At 56.6% G+C, this 15,724-nt stretch carries 13 protein-coding genes and 1 pseudogene; 6 read left to right on the top strand and 8 right to left on the bottom strand.

All coding sequences use genetic code 11. The features are described 5' to 3' along the window. Window positions 1–3 precede the first annotated feature (3 nt). Window positions 4–1,074, top strand: coding sequence for a P-type DNA transfer ATPase VirB11 (virB11, locus tag B5P46_RS25400; RefSeq protein ID WP_245456279.1), 1,071 nt, complete (start codon window positions 4–6; stop codon window positions 1,072–1,074). Window positions 1,075–1,507: 433 nt separating this feature from the next. Here the strand turns inward: virB11 and B5P46_RS25395 are convergent, their stop codons facing one another. From B5P46_RS25395 to B5P46_RS25385, 3 genes are all read right to left on the bottom strand, one after another. After that, window positions 1,508–3,394 carry a DNA/RNA non-specific endonuclease gene (locus B5P46_RS25395; protein ID WP_129421145.1) on the bottom strand — a complete coding sequence of 629 codons (1,887 nt, stop codon included), beginning with the start codon at window positions 3,392–3,394 and terminating at the stop codon, window positions 1,508–1,510. Between the two features lie 45 nt (window positions 3,395–3,439). Then, window positions 3,440–4,432 (bottom strand): hypothetical protein, encoded by a 993-nt coding sequence (locus B5P46_RS25390; RefSeq protein ID WP_129421144.1) that lies wholly within the window; start codon window positions 4,430–4,432, stop codon window positions 3,440–3,442. A gap of 529 nt (window positions 4,433–4,961) precedes the next feature. Continuing rightward, on the bottom strand, window positions 4,962–5,123 hold the full coding sequence (locus B5P46_RS25385; protein WP_129421143.1) for a WGR domain-containing protein: 162 nt from the start codon (window positions 5,121–5,123) through the stop codon (window positions 4,962–4,964). Window positions 5,124–5,487: 364 nt separating this feature from the next. Here B5P46_RS25385 and B5P46_RS25380 point away from each other — a divergent pair, with 364 nt between their 5' ends. The 3 genes from B5P46_RS25380 to B5P46_RS25370 all read left to right on the top strand — a co-directional run bounded on the left by B5P46_RS25380 (window position 5,488) and on the right by B5P46_RS25370 (window position 8,880). Next, window positions 5,488–6,417, top strand: coding sequence for an endonuclease/exonuclease/phosphatase family protein (locus B5P46_RS25380; protein WP_164986552.1), 930 nt, complete (start codon window positions 5,488–5,490; stop codon window positions 6,415–6,417). A gap of 172 nt (window positions 6,418–6,589) precedes the next feature. Beyond that, window positions 6,590–7,687, top strand: coding sequence for a tetratricopeptide repeat protein (locus tag B5P46_RS25375; RefSeq protein WP_129421141.1), 1,098 nt, complete (start codon window positions 6,590–6,592; stop codon window positions 7,685–7,687). After that, complete coding sequence (locus B5P46_RS25370) at window positions 7,684–8,880, top strand: hypothetical protein (protein WP_129421140.1); 1,197 nt, start codon at window positions 7,684–7,686, stop codon at window positions 8,878–8,880. Before B5P46_RS25375 ends, B5P46_RS25370 begins: the two co-directional genes overlap by 4 nt. A 76-nt stretch (window positions 8,881–8,956) precedes the next feature. Here B5P46_RS25370 and B5P46_RS25365 read toward each other — a convergent pair whose 3' ends face one another. The 4 genes from B5P46_RS25365 to B5P46_RS25350 form a co-directional block, all read right to left on the bottom strand. Then, entirely contained in the window at window positions 8,957–10,012 is a 1,056-nt protein-coding gene (locus B5P46_RS25365) for an NAD(P)/FAD-dependent oxidoreductase (protein WP_129421139.1), read from the bottom strand. Between the two features lie 13 nt (window positions 10,013–10,025). Next, a complete protein-coding gene (locus B5P46_RS25360) occupies window positions 10,026–11,510 on the bottom strand; it encodes a LodA/GoxA family CTQ-dependent oxidase (RefSeq protein ID WP_129421138.1) in 1,485 nt (494 codons plus the stop codon). A 28-nt stretch (window positions 11,511–11,538) separates the two neighbouring features. Then, complete coding sequence (locus B5P46_RS25355; protein ID WP_164986551.1) at window positions 11,539–12,876, bottom strand: ferritin-like domain-containing protein; 1,338 nt, start codon at window positions 12,874–12,876, stop codon at window positions 11,539–11,541. Between the two features lie 176 nt (window positions 12,877–13,052). Continuing rightward, complete coding sequence (locus tag B5P46_RS25350; protein WP_129421136.1) at window positions 13,053–13,865, bottom strand: reprolysin-like metallopeptidase; 813 nt, start codon at window positions 13,863–13,865, stop codon at window positions 13,053–13,055. Between the two features lie 300 nt (window positions 13,866–14,165). Between B5P46_RS25350 and B5P46_RS35565 the strand changes: the two are divergent. Continuing rightward, window positions 14,166–14,299, top strand: a pseudogene (locus B5P46_RS35565) (thiamine phosphate synthase); the annotation flags it as partial. 201 nt (window positions 14,300–14,500) lie between these two features. Here the strand turns inward: B5P46_RS35565 and B5P46_RS25340 are convergent. Beyond that, the gene (locus B5P46_RS25340) at window positions 14,501–14,740 is read right to left on the bottom strand and encodes a hypothetical protein (protein ID WP_245456275.1); all 240 of its coding nucleotides are present in this window, start codon (window positions 14,738–14,740) and stop codon (window positions 14,501–14,503) included. Window positions 14,741–14,960: 220 nt separating this feature from the next. Here B5P46_RS25340 and B5P46_RS25335 point away from each other — a divergent pair, with 220 nt between their 5' ends. Next, entirely contained in the window at window positions 14,961–15,722 is a 762-nt protein-coding gene (locus B5P46_RS25335; RefSeq protein WP_129421135.1) for an AAA family ATPase, read from the top strand. Window positions 15,723–15,724 lie beyond the last annotated feature (2 nt).

The raw sequence follows: 15,724 nt of genomic DNA, 5'->3' as shown, positions 1-15,724 counted from the left end.
GCCATGACAGAGGGAGCCGATTCAGGTGTCGTGCGAGAGCTGTTGGTACCGCTGTCGCCCTTCCTGCGCGACAAATCCCTCTATGAGATCATCGTCAACTGGCCGACCCAGGTGGTCACCGAGGGCACGGCCGGGTGGCAAACCCATGATCTGCCGGAGCTGTCGTTCGACAAGCTGATGCGTCTGGCGCGGGCCGTTGCCAGCTATTCCAACCAGTCAATCGACGAAACCCGACCCATCCTCTCGGCAACGCTGCCAGGCGATGAGCGCATTCAGATCGTTATCCCGCCCGCTACGACAAAGGGAACCGTCAGCATCACGATCAGAAAGCCGTCTTCAGTGTCGCTCAGCCTGAATGATCTTGATCAAGGTGGCTTGTTCGCCGAGGTGGCAAGGGAACAGGCGGACGTCTCTGCAATCGACCGTAGGCTCCTGGACCTCCTTCGAACCGGGTCATACCAGGCATTTCTTCGAGAGGCCGTCTACGCACGCAAGAACATCATCATCTCCGGGGCGACAGGATCCGGCAAGACGACGCTTTCGAAGGCCTTGATCCGCCATATACCTTCGAGCGAACGCATCATCTCGATCGAAGACACGCCCGAGCTCGTCATCCCGCAGCCGAACCACGTCCGTCTCTTCTATTCCAAGGGCGGCCAAGGGCTGGCGAAAGTCGGGGCGAAGGATCTGCTTGAATCCTGCCTGCGCATGCGGCCGGATCGCGTCCTTCTGCAGGAGCTACGCGACGGGACCGCCTTCTATTACATTCGCAATGTGAACTCCGGCCATCCGGGTTCGATTACGACGGTGCACGCCGACTCTGCCGAACTTGCATTCGAGCAGTTGACCCTGTTGGTGAAGGAATCCGACGGCGGAAGGGACCTGGAGCGAAACGATATACGCGAGATGCTGAAGATCGCGATCGACGTCATCGTTCAGTGCAAACGCATCGATGGTCGGTTTCGGGTGACTGAAATATACTATCGAGCCGCCGCGGGGGACCAAGGTCGTCGATGGGGCTCACCGCGATCGTCGAAACTGCTAACACCGGGGTTCCCACCACGCCAGGACTGAAGCAAACTGGACTCTTGAACGTCTCCCAGTTAGTTTGCGCGGGCTTCAAACCGGAGGCAGGCCGTGCTCAACGAAGACGCCCAGGCGGAACTTACCAAAACCTGGTCTCCGATAAGGCAAAAAATACAGGGCCAAAGAAATTCTCGAATTGTGTGACCGGTAGAAAGCCGTATCTGTTTCAACTTGCTAAGAATTTCCATGAGCCCCCTAACGCATTTTCCAGCTTAATCATGGGTGATTGGGCTAACTCAAAGTCTAGCCGATCCGTCTCCCGTACGAAAAATCGTCCGGGGGTAGCGATCGCATCGAACCACGAGAGAAGCCGAAGCCAAGCTCCCGCTTGATCGACTATCGCGGTTAGTCACTGCGTCAACCGCGGTGCCGGCCTCTGTGTCAAGGACGAGCCCAGCCGACATTGCCATTGACCACTAGATCAGAGGCGTAAGTCGCGCTCTGAACGGATCTCGGTCACAGCCTTGGTGGTATCGACCAGGGATTCAGGGCCGAGCGGTCGGGTAACGAGCTCGGGACGACTGATGATGTCGGCATCCGAAAGGAGATCGAAATTGAGTTCGGTTTTCCGGGCAAGCTCGGCAAGTGACACCTGATAGATACGGAAGGGATCGAGATCGAGGCTCTCGAGATCGTTGAGCAGCTTCTCCTGGGACAGGATGAAAGACGCGCATCGCAACCGATCATCCTTGCCGAGATAGGCGATCATTTTCCAGAATGATCGAGGAATGAGGGCATCCCTGTACTCGATATCTTCCGTTCCGAAGACCGGCCCACCAATGACCGAGAGCTTGAGGTCCTTGAGGTCGGCCTGGTCAAACACGAGGTTTTCCAGCTCACCCCACAGCCCCTTTCTGGATGACTGGTTGAAACGCTCGTGTTGCGGCGCAATATTAGTGAAATAGAACGAATCCCGATTGGCCTGTTCCGCTTCCGCAACGGGTCCCCAGCAGACATCGGCGCGGCGCGCAATATGGCCACGGTCGACGCGGTTCTCGACATAAAGCGCATCTCCAAACTGGTATTTGGCATCTATCCTCGGATCGATCGAAAAGCCGCGGCGTGGCAGTGCCACCAGCCTCGAGCCATCTATATTCCAGGCGACATAGCGCGCCATCCGGCGCTTTGCGCTCAGGCAGACGGAAAAATGCGTGTAGGGTATCGTCTGGCCTCGATCGAAATTGACGGCATCGCGCTTCTGCGCGGCGGACAGGCCTGGCTCCGGGACGGCAGCACCAAGAAAACCCGCATCATAGCCTCGTCGAGCCACTACGCCCTCGATCTGGATTGCGGTGGACGCCGGCGCCTCCATGACGAAATCGAGTTTCTTTTGGATGGAGGCCGGGTAGCAGGCGAGCGCATGCTCGTCGCTCGTCCCATCGGTTTCCCCAGCAAAATGGAGGCCTGCAAAAATATCGGTGGCCTTGCCTTTGTCAAAGATGAGCCATGCCGATCCGGAATCGCCGCCCTTGCTGATTTCGCCGTCTGCCGGAACATCCTGGGGATCAGGACCGATTTCGAAGCAGCCGATAGCCTGTTCGCCTGCAGGGATGCCGTAGTTGATCTTGGCCATAACGTCGACGCGGCGCACGACGCCTCTCGTCACCGCGGTCGTCCGTCCCGATTTGATGACCTTATCCCCGAGCGCAACGCGCGCCATTCGAGCCGGCACGACATCGAGCTCGAAAACCGAGCGGTCGTATCCGCGTTGCTGAACTTTTGACAGGGCGCAATCGCCGGCCGCACCCAAATGGCTGCGGAGCAGGGTTCCTGCGAGATTGAGCGTGATATTGTTGTCATCGTAGGGGCCGGGCTGCACGATCGTGTCGCCGATCTTTCCGACATTGCCATTGAGAACGTGCCAATTGGACAGCACGCAGGGCGCTCCAGTCGCGCGATCGAAAACAATCAAACCCAGGGTCCCAGCGGTTTCAGCGCTATGGGCAATGCTGACACCCGGCCGGATCGGATCGAGCCTCTGGCGGCGCAGATCAAGTTGTTCTTCTGCAACGATTTCAAACGACGGGCGGAAGGCGCGCTGCAATACATCCGTCGGCACCATCTGACCTTCCACCTCGATCGCCTCGGGGATGCGGCGGCTGCCAAGCGATTCTATCGCAGAATCTCCCTTGGTACCGACCGTGAATTGAATGCAGATCGGGCCGTTCCCATTCTTCAGGCCGATACCCACCGATGTGACGTTGGGATCCTGCAGATAGTCCGCGCCCTTGGCGCGGATGTGTCTGCGCAACGCCTCCTCGGAAACCCCTCCCGTTGACTGCCGGCTTCCACGAGTAGTCTTTGCCATGAATTGCCTCCCAATGTGTTGGTTGCAGATGTGCTTGCGCCGGCATCAATCCGGGTCGCGCAGAAGGTCGTAGAAATTCCGGATGACCCGGCAGGAGCCGAGCTTCTGTACGATCGCCTCCATATCGCGAAGATCCGTATCGTCCTGCCCGTGCTCCCCATGAGCATGACCGTGCGCGCCCATCGCTTGCCGCCTGACCGCTGTCGTGATCGCCTCCGGTGCGCCATGGGTCCAGCCATCTTCAAGTTTTCCGGTCCAGGTCCCCACCCACGCAACATCGCTTATACGATTGGCCGCTGCCCATCGATCGATGCAAGAATCGACCCATCCATGGAGAGACCAGAAGATCGGATTGACATGGCTCGAATAGGTATCGCCGAGATAGTCGTAGTCTGCCGCATCCCATTTCGAATCGATGGCGCGCGTGTCGTCGAAATTGGGGGAGGGCATATAGCCGATGGGCTCCCTGGCCCAGCGCATGTGCAAATTGTTATGGATTGTCATTTCGAGCATATTGCCCAGGGCGCCTAGCGACAACTGCGCGAGGTTGGACGGACGCGTGAAGAAGGCTTCCCATATCGCGATCGGATTGTCGAAATAGCCGTCAGACTTCACACGCTGCAGCCTCGCGGCCATGGCTGTATTCGTTGCGTCGTTTTCGGAAGGATCGCTATAAGTCCAGGCTGGCGGGACTGCAAAGTCCGGGTGGTCTGCAGGCCTTGGAATTGACGGCCAGGCTGCGAGTTGCGGCTCGCCCAATTGCGCAAGCAGTTCATTGACCTCCTTGATCATCTGCCGATGCATGTAGAGGAAGTCTTCGCCCGAATGATTGTCCAGGATAAGCCTTCCTTCTGCATCCATGGGCGCGCGATCATCGGGCGGAGACCAGCCCTTGTCCCGTATGAAGGCTTTGGCCTCGTCGGTGAGCTGTGGATTGTTCCAGGCGCCGCGGACCGCGTGCCACAAGAAGTGGCGTAGGCGATGGCGTCGCGACGCGAGCATGGCGATGATTTGTGAAGGCAGAACCCGAATTGCCATGACCCCCCGGACAAGACATAGGTAAGACCGCTTGAATTCATATAATCTGACGGCTATCTGCAAATCGCGGTCGCCCGACCGCAGATAGTTGCTCGAACGACCAAGTCTATCCAGCCACTTTTAGCGTATTTTCTACCTGCAAAAGGCCTGAGCGAGCATGCCCAAAAATGCAACCGAAAGTCAAGGCCGCAACCGGCTTTGGAATCACCACGGCTGTAAAGCCTGATCACTCGAGACCGCAGCCAGCGTTATAGGTGCCGAGCTCATCCAGAAGCAAGTCCTCATCTGGATCGACAACGGCCAACGATTGCGAGAATTTCGCGAGGTGGCGAATCCGCCTCAAAGCGGACACGAGTTCGTGGGGCAGTCGGTCCCCCTTGTCCTTCGGACCGCTGACGCTCAAGCTCCTGCGGCTGCCCTTCCTCGCGCCCTCGTGTGACGCGAATTCCCGCTTTCCCGCGCGTGTCAGCGCGTCGCAACGCTGAAAGCTCCGATACGCTTTTTTATCTCATCGATGGTCTGGCTACTGCTAGCACAGACGAATGCACGAGCCTCTCAGTCGATACCTGCGCCGACGCTTGAGGCGCAGAAGCTCCAGGAACAGATCGACCGCTTCTGCCTCCGTTCCAATCACATTCACCATGCGCTGACCGCGACGGCAGATCCGTCCCCAACTGTGGACCAGCGACAATCACCCGCGTTAGCGTCCTGTTGGGGTGTGTCGGTTGTTGCTTGGCTTGAAGTCTAAGCGCGATAGAATCGACCTTTTTGATCGAGGTGGCTGATGGCAGCCGAGTAAATCAGCCCGACCGCCCGCACCAGATCGAGCTAGCCCGAATGAACTGCAGCAGGGGCTGGCAACTCGCCCTATGCGGCATTAAGGTCAATACACATCATTAGATTGCGGCCCGAAGGTCCGCAACAGGCCAGTCCGTAGATCGACCGGTTAACAGGTAACAGTGGGCAGAGGAAACGAGTTCTGGCACAAGCCATCGGGGACGAAGATGAGATTTCCTGCATATTTGGCATTTTGCTGCGCTCTTGCCAGCTCTGCGATGGCCGATGATCTTCGGATCGTGACGTTTAACACTGAGTCCGACGCCGATACGCAACCGGTAAAGGTGGCCGAGACGATCGCCGCCATGGGAGGCTTCGATTTACTCGCCGTTCAGGAGGTCGAAAGCGCTGATGCGCTTAAGGCCTATACGGAGGCGGCTGCCAAACAGGGAGGGCGTTGGCGCTTCGTAATCAGCGAAAGCGGCGTCAATGTCGATCGCCAGGCCGATCTGCTTGGCATCATTTACCGCACCGATAGGCTACGACAGCTCGAAACGAACGAGTTCCATCTCATCAGGTCGAAGTCGGATGGCACGAAATATGGGAAAGCCGATTGGTCACTGCGTGGCGCGCTCAGTTTACGTCTTTTGGACCTTCAGACGGGCGGCGAGTTCAGAGTGACGACCGTGCACCTGAAATGCTGCAACGAGCCCGGTACTCGGGCGCATCAGGCAGCATTGCTTGCAGAGGAATTGGCAAAATCGGCTGTTCCGACCATCGTGCTCGGCGACACGAACATCCCCATCGAACCCGGTGACGATGCACCCGACAATGCGAACATTAAGGCTTTCACGTCACTCGGCCCGGGCTCCAGTAGGATATGGCTGAGGCCCGCCTCTCCGGTCAAGACGCAGTGCAGCCCCGACTTCAACTCTATGCTCGACCAAATTTACGTGCCGATAGGGACGGTTGCAACCGCGGAAATACTCTTTCCGGAAGAGTCCTATTGCAGCAAAGACGCAGTAGGCTATTCCGATCATCGCCCCGTGGTCGGACAGCTGAAAAGCCTCGCCGGTCCGGAGGGTCAACTCATGGGGTTATCACCGTCGACGGCGGTCAAGCTCACAAACGCCGAACTGGAGAAGAGGGAGGCAGAACTCCAGAGCGCGCACCGTGTCGGTGATATCGTTTCTGAGGGTGTCCAATAGGTTCGGAGGGGCGCTGCCGCGAATTGACCCTGGGGTCATCGCCGTATCGGCTCATTGAATCCCATGTGCCATCCTCCAGTTGTCGAGGGCGATATCATGCGGCGTTCCGCAGGCCCGCAACTAATCTGGCAAAACTGGCAGGAGGCGTCCCGCAAGAAGAGATCAGCGCTCCATGGCAAGAATGTTAAGGATATCAGTCGCCGCATTTTTCGCCCTGGCCACAATCGCTCTGCCCCCTGCAGCAGCGTTGGCGCAGGAGAAAGGCGCTGGACGGGTGTCAACCTCCCCAGGCCCACTTGAACAACGCGCGGGCGAACTTCGACAATTGTCTCTGGCGCGTAGTCTCGTGCAAGCCCGGCAATGGGAGAAAGCGATTGATGCCTTCACGAAGGTCGCGATGTCATCAAATGATGACCTCGCTGCCGCCGGCCGCGCCGGGCTATCTCATGCCTTCGCCCTGAATGCGAAATCGAACGACGACGACTCCGCGCAAGTCGCCGTCAGAAAGCTTCGGCTTGGCAAAGCCTTTCTAGCGGCTGGCGATTGGGACAAAGCGATCGTGGAGTTCACTGAGGTGACAGCCGCGCCAAATGCGGCGCTTGTGGGAGATGCTCTCGAGGGCATTGAGGCGGCCGTCCGTCACAAGGAGGCAGGCCCTCTGGGAATCCGAGCCTATCTTAGGGCTCCATTCAATCGGTGGTGGCCTATCGACTATTTCGTCTATGCAGGAGCCGCCGGCACGGTATTTCTGATCTTAGCCTTCCTCTGGAGCCGTTGGCTCGGTCCTTTCCTCGAAGAGATCCTGGCGGCCTGCTTCAAACGACCTTTAAACTGGAAGGTCACCGTGGCGGGAAGTGCGCAGCCGGAGCAACGCAACGCTGCCTTTGACGAATTTGTCATCACGATACGCGAACTGCGGCGGCACCAGGACCAAAGCGACATTCCCTCCTTGGGCATGGGGCAACTTCGCTTGTTCGCGCCTCTGTCTCTCGGCGACATCGTCGGACCCGATCTAAAAGTACAGGGCCTGGATGTCAGCCGTATTGCGGCGATGCTCCAGGCCATCTTCGACTTCTACACGTATCAGTTCGAAATTCGCGTCGAAACGATCGACAACAAGCCATATGTGAACGCCATTTTGAGATGGGGCGGTCATACCGAGAAGGTCTGGCAGCTTCCATCGCTCACGGATGACACGAGCCTCGGCTACCGCGACATCGGGCAGAAACTGGCGCTCAGGGTCTATGGAGATAGCCTGGTGCGACCATGAGTACCGTCGCTTTCTCCTCGCAGCTCTCAGCCATACCGGAGCTGAAATTCGTCGACGGTCGAGCGGCCGGCCTCTTCGTGGAAGCGCTACACCTTCTTCGCCGGTATGAGGAGACGTCAACGAAGCACTTTCTCGAGCTTGCTCAAGCCGCGCTCGAAAAAAGCCTGACGATTAGTCCGAGGGAGCTGCTTCCGAAGTTTTATCTCGGAATCACGAAATCGGTGCTCGGCGAACAGGATCAAAAAGACGCCATTCGTATCTTCAAGGAATTTAGCAAAAGCGACATCTTTTTCCTAAGGACCGCAGCAAAGTACAATCTCGCGGCCGCATACGTTGAAACCTACAATCTCGACCGATTTCCCGAAACCATCGTCGAACTCGACGCGCTGTCGAAGGAGTTGACAAAGGATGGGATTCCGTTGGGTCAGAGCGGGTTCGTGCGTGCTCTGTGGGAGTGTTGCGGTGATCAACGTGTCCGGGTGGAGCCGCTTTACTATTTGGCCGAGGTGACCCGGGACTATTTGTTAATCCATTTGAAGATCTGGAGGCCTCGATGGAAAAAGAAGGCCGAAAAAGAGGTCCGCGAGCACGTCACACAGATGCTTGAGACCCTGAAGGGCCGTGAAGCGGCCTTGAAAAGCCACGATCAGTTCCTCGGAGGCCAGCGAGGCGAGATCTGGGCTTGGCACCGGAACAATATCGGCATTATTCACGCGGCGTTAGCCGCCATCGCGCGTCGCAACAATTGCAGTGACATTGACGCGCAGGCCGACAGCGCGGAAATGTACTTCGACTTGGCTCATAAGTCCGATCCAAACTTCGGATCGTCGCGTGCCAATCTCGCTCGGCTCTACTTCGAAATCCGAGCAAATTATGGGGAAGCGATCCAGCTCTTTGAGGAAGTGTCTGTCGGCTTAGAGGCCTCCGACCTAGCCCATTTTTGTCTGGGACAGCTTTACACAATCGAACAGAATCAGGAAAAGGCGACAGAGCATTTCAAGTCATTGAAATCTATGAAGGAATGGGGAGTGGATATCGACGACTGGCCCGCTATCCGACGGAAGGTGGCGGAGAACTTGGTAAAATGGAACCAGACGGATGCGGCCCTTTTGTTACTTGGCAAGCTGTTGCTCGAGAACCAGGCGGACACGGAACTACGCAACAGGATCAAAGCTTTGGAGCAGCGACGCTGACCCCTCGTTCATTTTTATTCCCAAGGCACACTACACGGAGACTTCACACGCGGCATATTCATCGCACGATTGCGCTCTACGATGAGAGAACGCGTCGAGACCAGAAATGAGCCCCGGGCCAACGATCTCCTGCAAGGTAAAGCAGGGCCTTTTCCTTCAGGAGCTTGTTTGCATGATACATTCGCTTCGTGATCAATGGGTCTAAATCGAGCGCAAAACCGATGTCGGATCGTTTGGAGATCAGCAACTGTGCAATTTCAATGCCATCTGCAAGCGCCCGCGCCACGCCATCACCCGACAGAGGGTCGAGAGAAAACGCGGCGTCTCCGATCGGTATCCATCCTGGAAAAAATTGCGGCATGCGTAACGAGGATCGTCCATCGGCTATCCGTAAAGGAGTCTGTCGCATTGTGGCATCGATTTCAAAAACCGTGTCTCGTGCACATCTCTCGAAAAAGGAATGTCGTCCATCAGGGGGGATGATATCGGCGTCGGTCGCCAAAGCGAGAAAACTGCGACCGCTGCCGATGGGCACGCGATACCACCAGCCGATGCGGCACGGAGCAAGCTCAAGCATGCCGTCGCCATTTTCGTGTGCCGACTCGACAGTGCACCAGAGCACGACGAGCGCGTCCAGAAAATGGCGCCTGACATTCGCGCAGAATCGCGACCGTGTGCTGCGCCCCGTCGCTTCAACGACAAAACGTGCAGGGACAAGACCGGCCGAGCCCGAAAGTTCTATGTGCCAAAGCGATTGGTCTCTGAGCGTTGCGCGAACCGCGGCGGGAATGTAGTGTGCGCCGACTGCGCAAGCCTCGGCTACGAGTTTCCTGTCCAGTGCCGGCCGCACGGCAGACATAGCAGGCCGACCCGTCGAAAGCTTGAGGTCGAAGATATCTGCGTCCTTTCCCGACCAGCGCGAGCAGACGAAGCGAATTGGGATACCCGAGAACGCGTCCACCGCCGAAATCTGCCGCCGGGCGCGGGGGCTGATGACCTCTCCGTTTCGATGGGCCTCGTCAATTGTTGGCCCAACAAGTGCGACGCGTAAGCCAGCACGCGCGAGTTCAATTGCGCAAGCGCTTCCAGCCGGACCTGGTCCGACGATGCAGACGTCATACGGCTTTTCCATCTTCCCTGAACCGCTAAAAGGTTTTGTCCCGTTCCGCCTCGATGAATGACTCTGGCCCCGTTTGCACGACGAAGCCCAGGCGTTGGAATTCCTTGGCAAGCTTGCGATGGCTTGAGCCGATCCCGCGGCTCCATTCTTCGTTGTCCGTAAAGTCACCTGACTGCGGCGCCACGTCGGGTCGCTGGCTCGGCCACCACTCGGTATTACATTTTAGGAAATCCGCTTGCCATGGCTGCGCCATCAGAGCCGTCATGTCACCGGGTTCGACACCAGCGTGATCTATCCGGAAATCGAATGGTTTCCGATAGATCGATTGGTCGAGAACGAGAATACCGGCTTCAATCCCTGGGCAGAAGCCTTGGCCAACCGCTCCTTCGAGCGCTGCTCGCGTCAGGTTGGCAGGTGTGGGTTCAGAACCAAAGCTCGACGGTGCATCATCGAAGGTTCCGGCCAGCCACGCGTCGAGCGTATCCTGCTGATGCTGTCGGAGCAGGAAGGGCGGACCGTCCGGATCTGTGTGACCTTCGAGTTGCTCCTCGGACTCTCGGATACGCTGACATACCTTGATCTTCAGTGCCTTCATTGCAACGTCCTTGCTTCGCAGGTCGCTGTCAGCCGCATCCAATGCCGGGTTACTCCATATCGCCGCGTCGTTGACCCACCTGTGGCGCCGCACGCGGCGGATCATCGGCATGATCTCTCGATCGAAGGACGGAATTGCCGGCACGGAGATGCCGAAATGATCAACGCCAACCTGCAAGATGACGTCGTAAAGTGTGACCACACCACCGATAGCAGGCGCGTAGTCCGGAGGAGCGACGATGACCCATGCGCCGCCATCCGCTGTAACCGGTGCTTCCCCTGGGCCTGGGTTGACAACCGCGCTGACTGGCCCGTCGGCGACGTCATCGTACCAGTTCGGGCTTTTGAAGTAGCTGGTGCCGTTTCCGGTGCCGATTGGGGTTCCGGGTGGAGCGTCCGAAATGCCGTCACCACCAAGCACGATCAGGTTCCCGGCGCCATCGGTTCGCAAACTGCCGAGTTTAACGGTCGCATTGTAAGGTGCACCACCAGCATCTTTCGTGGTGAAAGTCCCTGTCATCGGCGCGCCAGCGGCGTTTACACCACTGACTTTCGCAGTCGGAGCCTGGATATGCATTGATACGAGGGCAGGATCTATTCGTGGGCGTTCCGGCTTCGTCGGCGGTTCAAGTTCGCGAATGATCGATGCCTTCTTGTTGTGAAGGGTGACCGACCATTCTACCGTTGCACCGGGTGCCAATGGTGCCCATGTGGCACCGTCGTCGGCGGACTGAAACACCCGGAAGCGGGCGCCTTGTTTGCGGATCAGTGTCCCATCACTGTTTTTGAAGCGCCTGGCTGGAGAGCCGTCGAGTTCGATAGGTCCTTGCCCGGGAATTTCTGGACCGAGGAAGAAATCATGATTTCCTCCAATCCGGGCAATACCGATTGCGGGAAATATCCGGTACATCATCATATCGGCCCCCTTGTTGCCGTCGTCGTTCTCATGTGATTTGTGCCGAAAGCGTCTTCAACAGCTTGCGTCTGCCGCGATCATGCAAGCGCAGTTCGGCGAGTTGATCGGTGACATCATCGCCTGTCTGTTCGATCTCGGCGTAGAGTACTGCCAGGCGATCCATGATTGCCAGTTGCCGCCGGACGTATTCGGCGATGTCTGCAGAGTTGATTTGAGCGGGCTCAAGATCATAAGACGGGCCTGCAGATATGCTTCCGTCTGCACCGACCGGCATGCGGGTAAGCAATTTGGCGAGCATACCAAATAGCCGGCGCATGGATTTCAGACACAGCTCTGCAAGATCCGAGCGCAGCGTATCGTCGGTTGTTCGTGGGTGGGCCAGGCCATGCAGCAGTCCGACGATGAGCAGTTGATACTGCAATGACTGAACTTCCAACCATTTCGCCGTATAGGGAGCGACCACGGGCGTTGGCTTTTCGCCACCATGCCCCACCGTCAATGTTGGCGATGTCGCGATCGGTCGACCGAATGGCTTTATGTCGAACGCATCGATGAGTTCCAGAAACTCCTCGAAGTGAGAACTATCCGCTCCGCCGAGACCTTCCCCCTGGTCCGTGATAAGGTCGAGAGCGTCCAATGCGCTCTGACGGTCAATCGCTCTTTCCAAGAGAAAATGTCCGCTATCGTCTCCCCAATCTTCACCAAACACCTCATGGAGTGCAATTATCGCTGGCTCCTGAAAGTCGGCATCTTCTAGATGCGGGCTATCTGGCAAAGGCGCGTCGGGAAAGAGCGCTTTCAAATCCATCCACGCCAAGGCCTCGGCCTTCGGGAGAAACAGCCAGCGGATCATTGCATATATCGCCCCAACCCGATGGGGCTTGAAGCCCATGTCGGTTTCAGCGAGGGCTATGAGTTCATCGACCTTGGCCTGCTTGCTCTCTGGCACCTCCTCAGGCATCTCGGCAACGACATACTTGGCCAGAGAATGACGAGACACGGGCTCCAGAACGAAGGCGATCGGATTGGCGGGATTTCCCCGGCGGATCAGGTCGCGCTGCAGGTAAAATGCACGTGGTCCGCCAAGGAGGAGTAACAGGTTCTGTACGGTGCCAAGATGCCCCATCTCCTCCTGCGCAATCCGGCGCAGTTTGACGGCATTATTCCTTGCATCGTCGTCTGGATCGATCGAATCGGCGGCGTAAAGATATTGCACCATGAGCGCGTGTTCGACCTCGGCGGCAAGCCTGAGCAAACCCATCGCATAGTCCTTGGCGGTGTGGGCTCCGTCGACGATAGGAATGCCCACCCCAAAATCAGGATCAATCAGGATGTCGCGCTGGCGTTCTGCCGGTGTCTGTGTCAAGCGCCGCGTCCTCCGCGCTATTTTCAGATCTGTGGTACCGTCAAAAGGCGTCATGGCACCCTCAGGGACCGGAAGCTCTTCCGTCCGGCGGGGGTGATACCAAATCACTCGTTCTTGTGTCGGCATGTCTCTCACCAGCGCCTGGAGTACGGGCTAAATGCGTGGAGCAGGAATCGTCACGTGATCGTGCGAGCGACCAATGCAAACTGAGGAGGCATCTCCGCCTTTTGCCGGAAGTGGCTGAACGGCCGCATCAAGCGGATAGGCGTGCCATTGATCTCGGTCAGGCTGCCGCTCCATGCTTCACGGTAAAGCCGCGTGAGGTCGTCCATGTCGGTCGTCGTCAGCTTACTTTCTTCGCCATAGTTCATGATGGAGAGCGGCTCATGCGTGCCAAAAATTTCGCTCGCGGAACCCGTTTCAGACACTTTTGCAAAAAAATGGCGCAGTCCGAACACGTGGCCGAGCTCGTGGGCGAGCGTTTCGATTTGCTCGTTGCGCACTTGTTCGAACATTTTTGGAAAGAGCACGAGCTCGTGCTGTCCGGCGTCGGGGAAAAAAGCCCGCGCAAGAGTGCATCCGAACGCACTGCAATTGTCTTGAGCCCTCACGACGATCTCGAAGTCCCAAGGCGCGGACGTTTCCGAAAACTTGATCGGAACCGCCGTCTTCCAAGCGAGCAAAGTTTCTCCCAGCAGGGTGCGCAGATAGGCTTTTACTGCTTCGGGATCGACGAATTGTTGTAAGGAAGCGTCCTGAAAGCGCCAATTCAGGGTGACGTTGCTATCCCAAAGCGGAATGAACCCTTGAGTAGCGTCGACGACAATTTCCGTGATGGATCGATTATTGGGCAGGGCAAACCCCATACCATCAGTCTCGCAGCAGGCACCCCCGTGGTAGACGTGCGTCACGCCCTTCAGCACTGATTTGAGTTCGGTGTCCGGTTTCAGCGTGAATACGTCGGTGCTGCCTTTCTTTTTGGCAACCATTTTGGCCTCCCCCTCGCCGAGACATTTCTACGCGCTTGCGGCTCCCACCAATACAAGCTTGACGTGCATTTTACCAATTAAACAAAAAAGATGAAAGTATAAAATTGAATGACTGTGAAATAAATTCGCAACATCGAGAGCGCGAGCGCATACGATGCAGAGCTAGTTGTCATTTTATTGGAGAGCAAAATATAACATCAGTAATATTTATATATTTCTGCTTGCCTGACGGTGTGTCCAGATTTCCCAGAGGCGCTGACATTTGGTAGTATACCGAAAAAATGGGGTTGGCCGTCGCCCCCCTTGCCGCTGGTGGCGATCGGAGGGTTAAATGCCGACAGGCTACAGGGTGTATTCGACGCGAGTGCCGACACCGTGGCCGTTGTCACCGCATCACCTTGAACGCCGATCCCGAAGCGCGGATGCGCGAGTAGATCGAACGTACGGCGCAATGGCGTACAACCGAATCCACCGCAAATCACTCCACAGAGCCCACCTGAGCGAGACGATGGACCGAGGAAGTACGAATCGACTTTCGATAGAGGTTGGTTTCAGCGTAGCTGAAAGCATTAGCGATAGTCGCTGATCGCCAATCCATTTGACACTTTTGCTTCTCGTGGAAGTCGTCTATCTGGTCAAATGGTCGTCAGCGAGCGTCTGGCTGATTGCATCGTCAAGAACGGATTGATCGAGAACGTCTTCATTCCGCGAAACTCTGAAACTTCCACATGCCCGTCATCAAAGACGGAGATTTCAAGGCGTTTCCCCACAAACGTCGCAGTAATGTCAACCGTGTCGGAACGATAGCGACCAATATGGTAGTGAATTCTCGCGTAATCGAGTTTCTTCAAGATTTCGAAAAGCGTCGTAGACATTGACCCGACCTATTTTTGAAAACGATTGTCGAAAAGAAGCTTCAGCGCCTTGCGGGCATCTTTGTCGCCGCCCTTCGCACTATATTATAGAATTGGCGCGGAAACTCACGGTGAATCCCTCCTCTGCAATTTGCGGGGATATACGCGATCACGCGATAACCATCTTCCCACATTAGGGCTATATCGCATAAGCCATTCTAGCCTGAAAAGATTTCAGCTTATGACTCGCAGAATCCGCGCTCGGCCGCCCTACCTTCGAACGGTATCGATGAAAAGCACATGGAGCGAATTTGGTTCGTATCCGTTTTCGCTTCCCCTGTTCAAAGAAGGTGATTTCAGGCTCAATTTTGAACGCCAAGTTACGATCATTGTCGGAGAGAACGGGGTGGGCAAATCCACTCTGCTTGAAGGCATCGCTGTTTTGGCCGGATTCGACGACGCAGGAGGTGGCAATGGGTACCGTCCTGTTGATCATTCGATCGCAATGGAAAGGTCCGGGGGCATTCTGGCCGCAAGTCTAGTCGGCGGTTGGTTACCAAAAACCGCTGCCGGTTGGTTCTTCAAGGCAGAGACCTTCTTCTCTGTTGCTCGCTATCTGGATCAGGCGGCAAGAGAGAGCCATGAAATCGGCCCGGACTTTCTCTCGTATTCGCATGGCGAAGGGTTCTTACGGTTCTTTCAAGAGAGATGTCGGCGGCGAGGGGTCTTCATCTTGGACGAACCTGAATCCGCCCTATCACCGCGTCGCCAAGTGGAACTTCTGAGGATATTGCGGGAAGCGGAGCTAGGCGGCGAAGCCCAATTCATTATCGCGACCCACTCACCGATCATCATGGCATATCCGAACGCACAGTTGCTGCACATGTCGAACAAAGGTTTGTCGGAAATTGACTATCGGTCGACGGATCACTTCTTGTTCATGAGCGAGTTTTTATCAGATCCCGAAAGTTTCCTGAACGAAAAGTTACGCAAAGAAACCTAGCT

This window comes from Rhizobium leguminosarum (genome assembly GCF_004123835.1).
GTDB classification, from domain to species: Bacteria; Pseudomonadota; Alphaproteobacteria; order Rhizobiales; family Rhizobiaceae; genus Rhizobium; species Rhizobium leguminosarum_M.
This window is presented reverse-complemented; position numbering and strand designations above follow the sequence as displayed.

Excerpts from the sequence above, each read along its gene's own strand:
- B5P46_RS25380 (WP_164986552.1), top strand. The coding sequence starts at position 5,488 with ATGGCCGATGATCTTCGGATCGTGACGTTTAACACTGAGTCCGACGCC.
- B5P46_RS25395 (WP_129421145.1), bottom strand. The coding sequence starts at position 3,394 with ATGGCAAAGACTACTCGTGGAAGCCGGCAGTCAACGGGAGGGGTTTCC.
- B5P46_RS25365 (WP_129421139.1), bottom strand. The coding sequence starts at position 10,012 with ATGGAAAAGCCGTATGACGTCTGCATCGTCGGACCAGGTCCGGCTGGA.
- B5P46_RS25370 (WP_129421140.1), top strand. The coding sequence starts at position 7,684 with ATGAGTACCGTCGCTTTCTCCTCGCAGCTCTCAGCCATACCGGAGCTG.
- B5P46_RS25350 (WP_129421136.1), bottom strand. The coding sequence starts at position 13,865 with ATGGTTGCCAAAAAGAAAGGCAGCACCGACGTATTCACGCTGAAACCG.
- B5P46_RS25390 (WP_129421144.1), bottom strand. The coding sequence starts at position 4,432 with ATGGCAATTCGGGTTCTGCCTTCACAAATCATCGCCATGCTCGCGTCG.
- B5P46_RS25335 (WP_129421135.1), top strand. The coding sequence starts at position 14,961 with ATGACTCGCAGAATCCGCGCTCGGCCGCCCTACCTTCGAACGGTATCG.
- B5P46_RS25340 (WP_245456275.1), bottom strand. The coding sequence starts at position 14,740 with ATGTCTACGACGCTTTTCGAAATCTTGAAGAAACTCGATTACGCGAGA.
- B5P46_RS25360 (WP_129421138.1), bottom strand. The coding sequence starts at position 11,510 with ATGATGATGTACCGGATATTTCCCGCAATCGGTATTGCCCGGATTGGA.
- virB11 (WP_245456279.1), top strand. The coding sequence starts at position 4 with ATGACAGAGGGAGCCGATTCAGGTGTCGTGCGAGAGCTGTTGGTACCG.
- B5P46_RS25375 (WP_129421141.1), top strand. The coding sequence starts at position 6,590 with ATGGCAAGAATGTTAAGGATATCAGTCGCCGCATTTTTCGCCCTGGCC.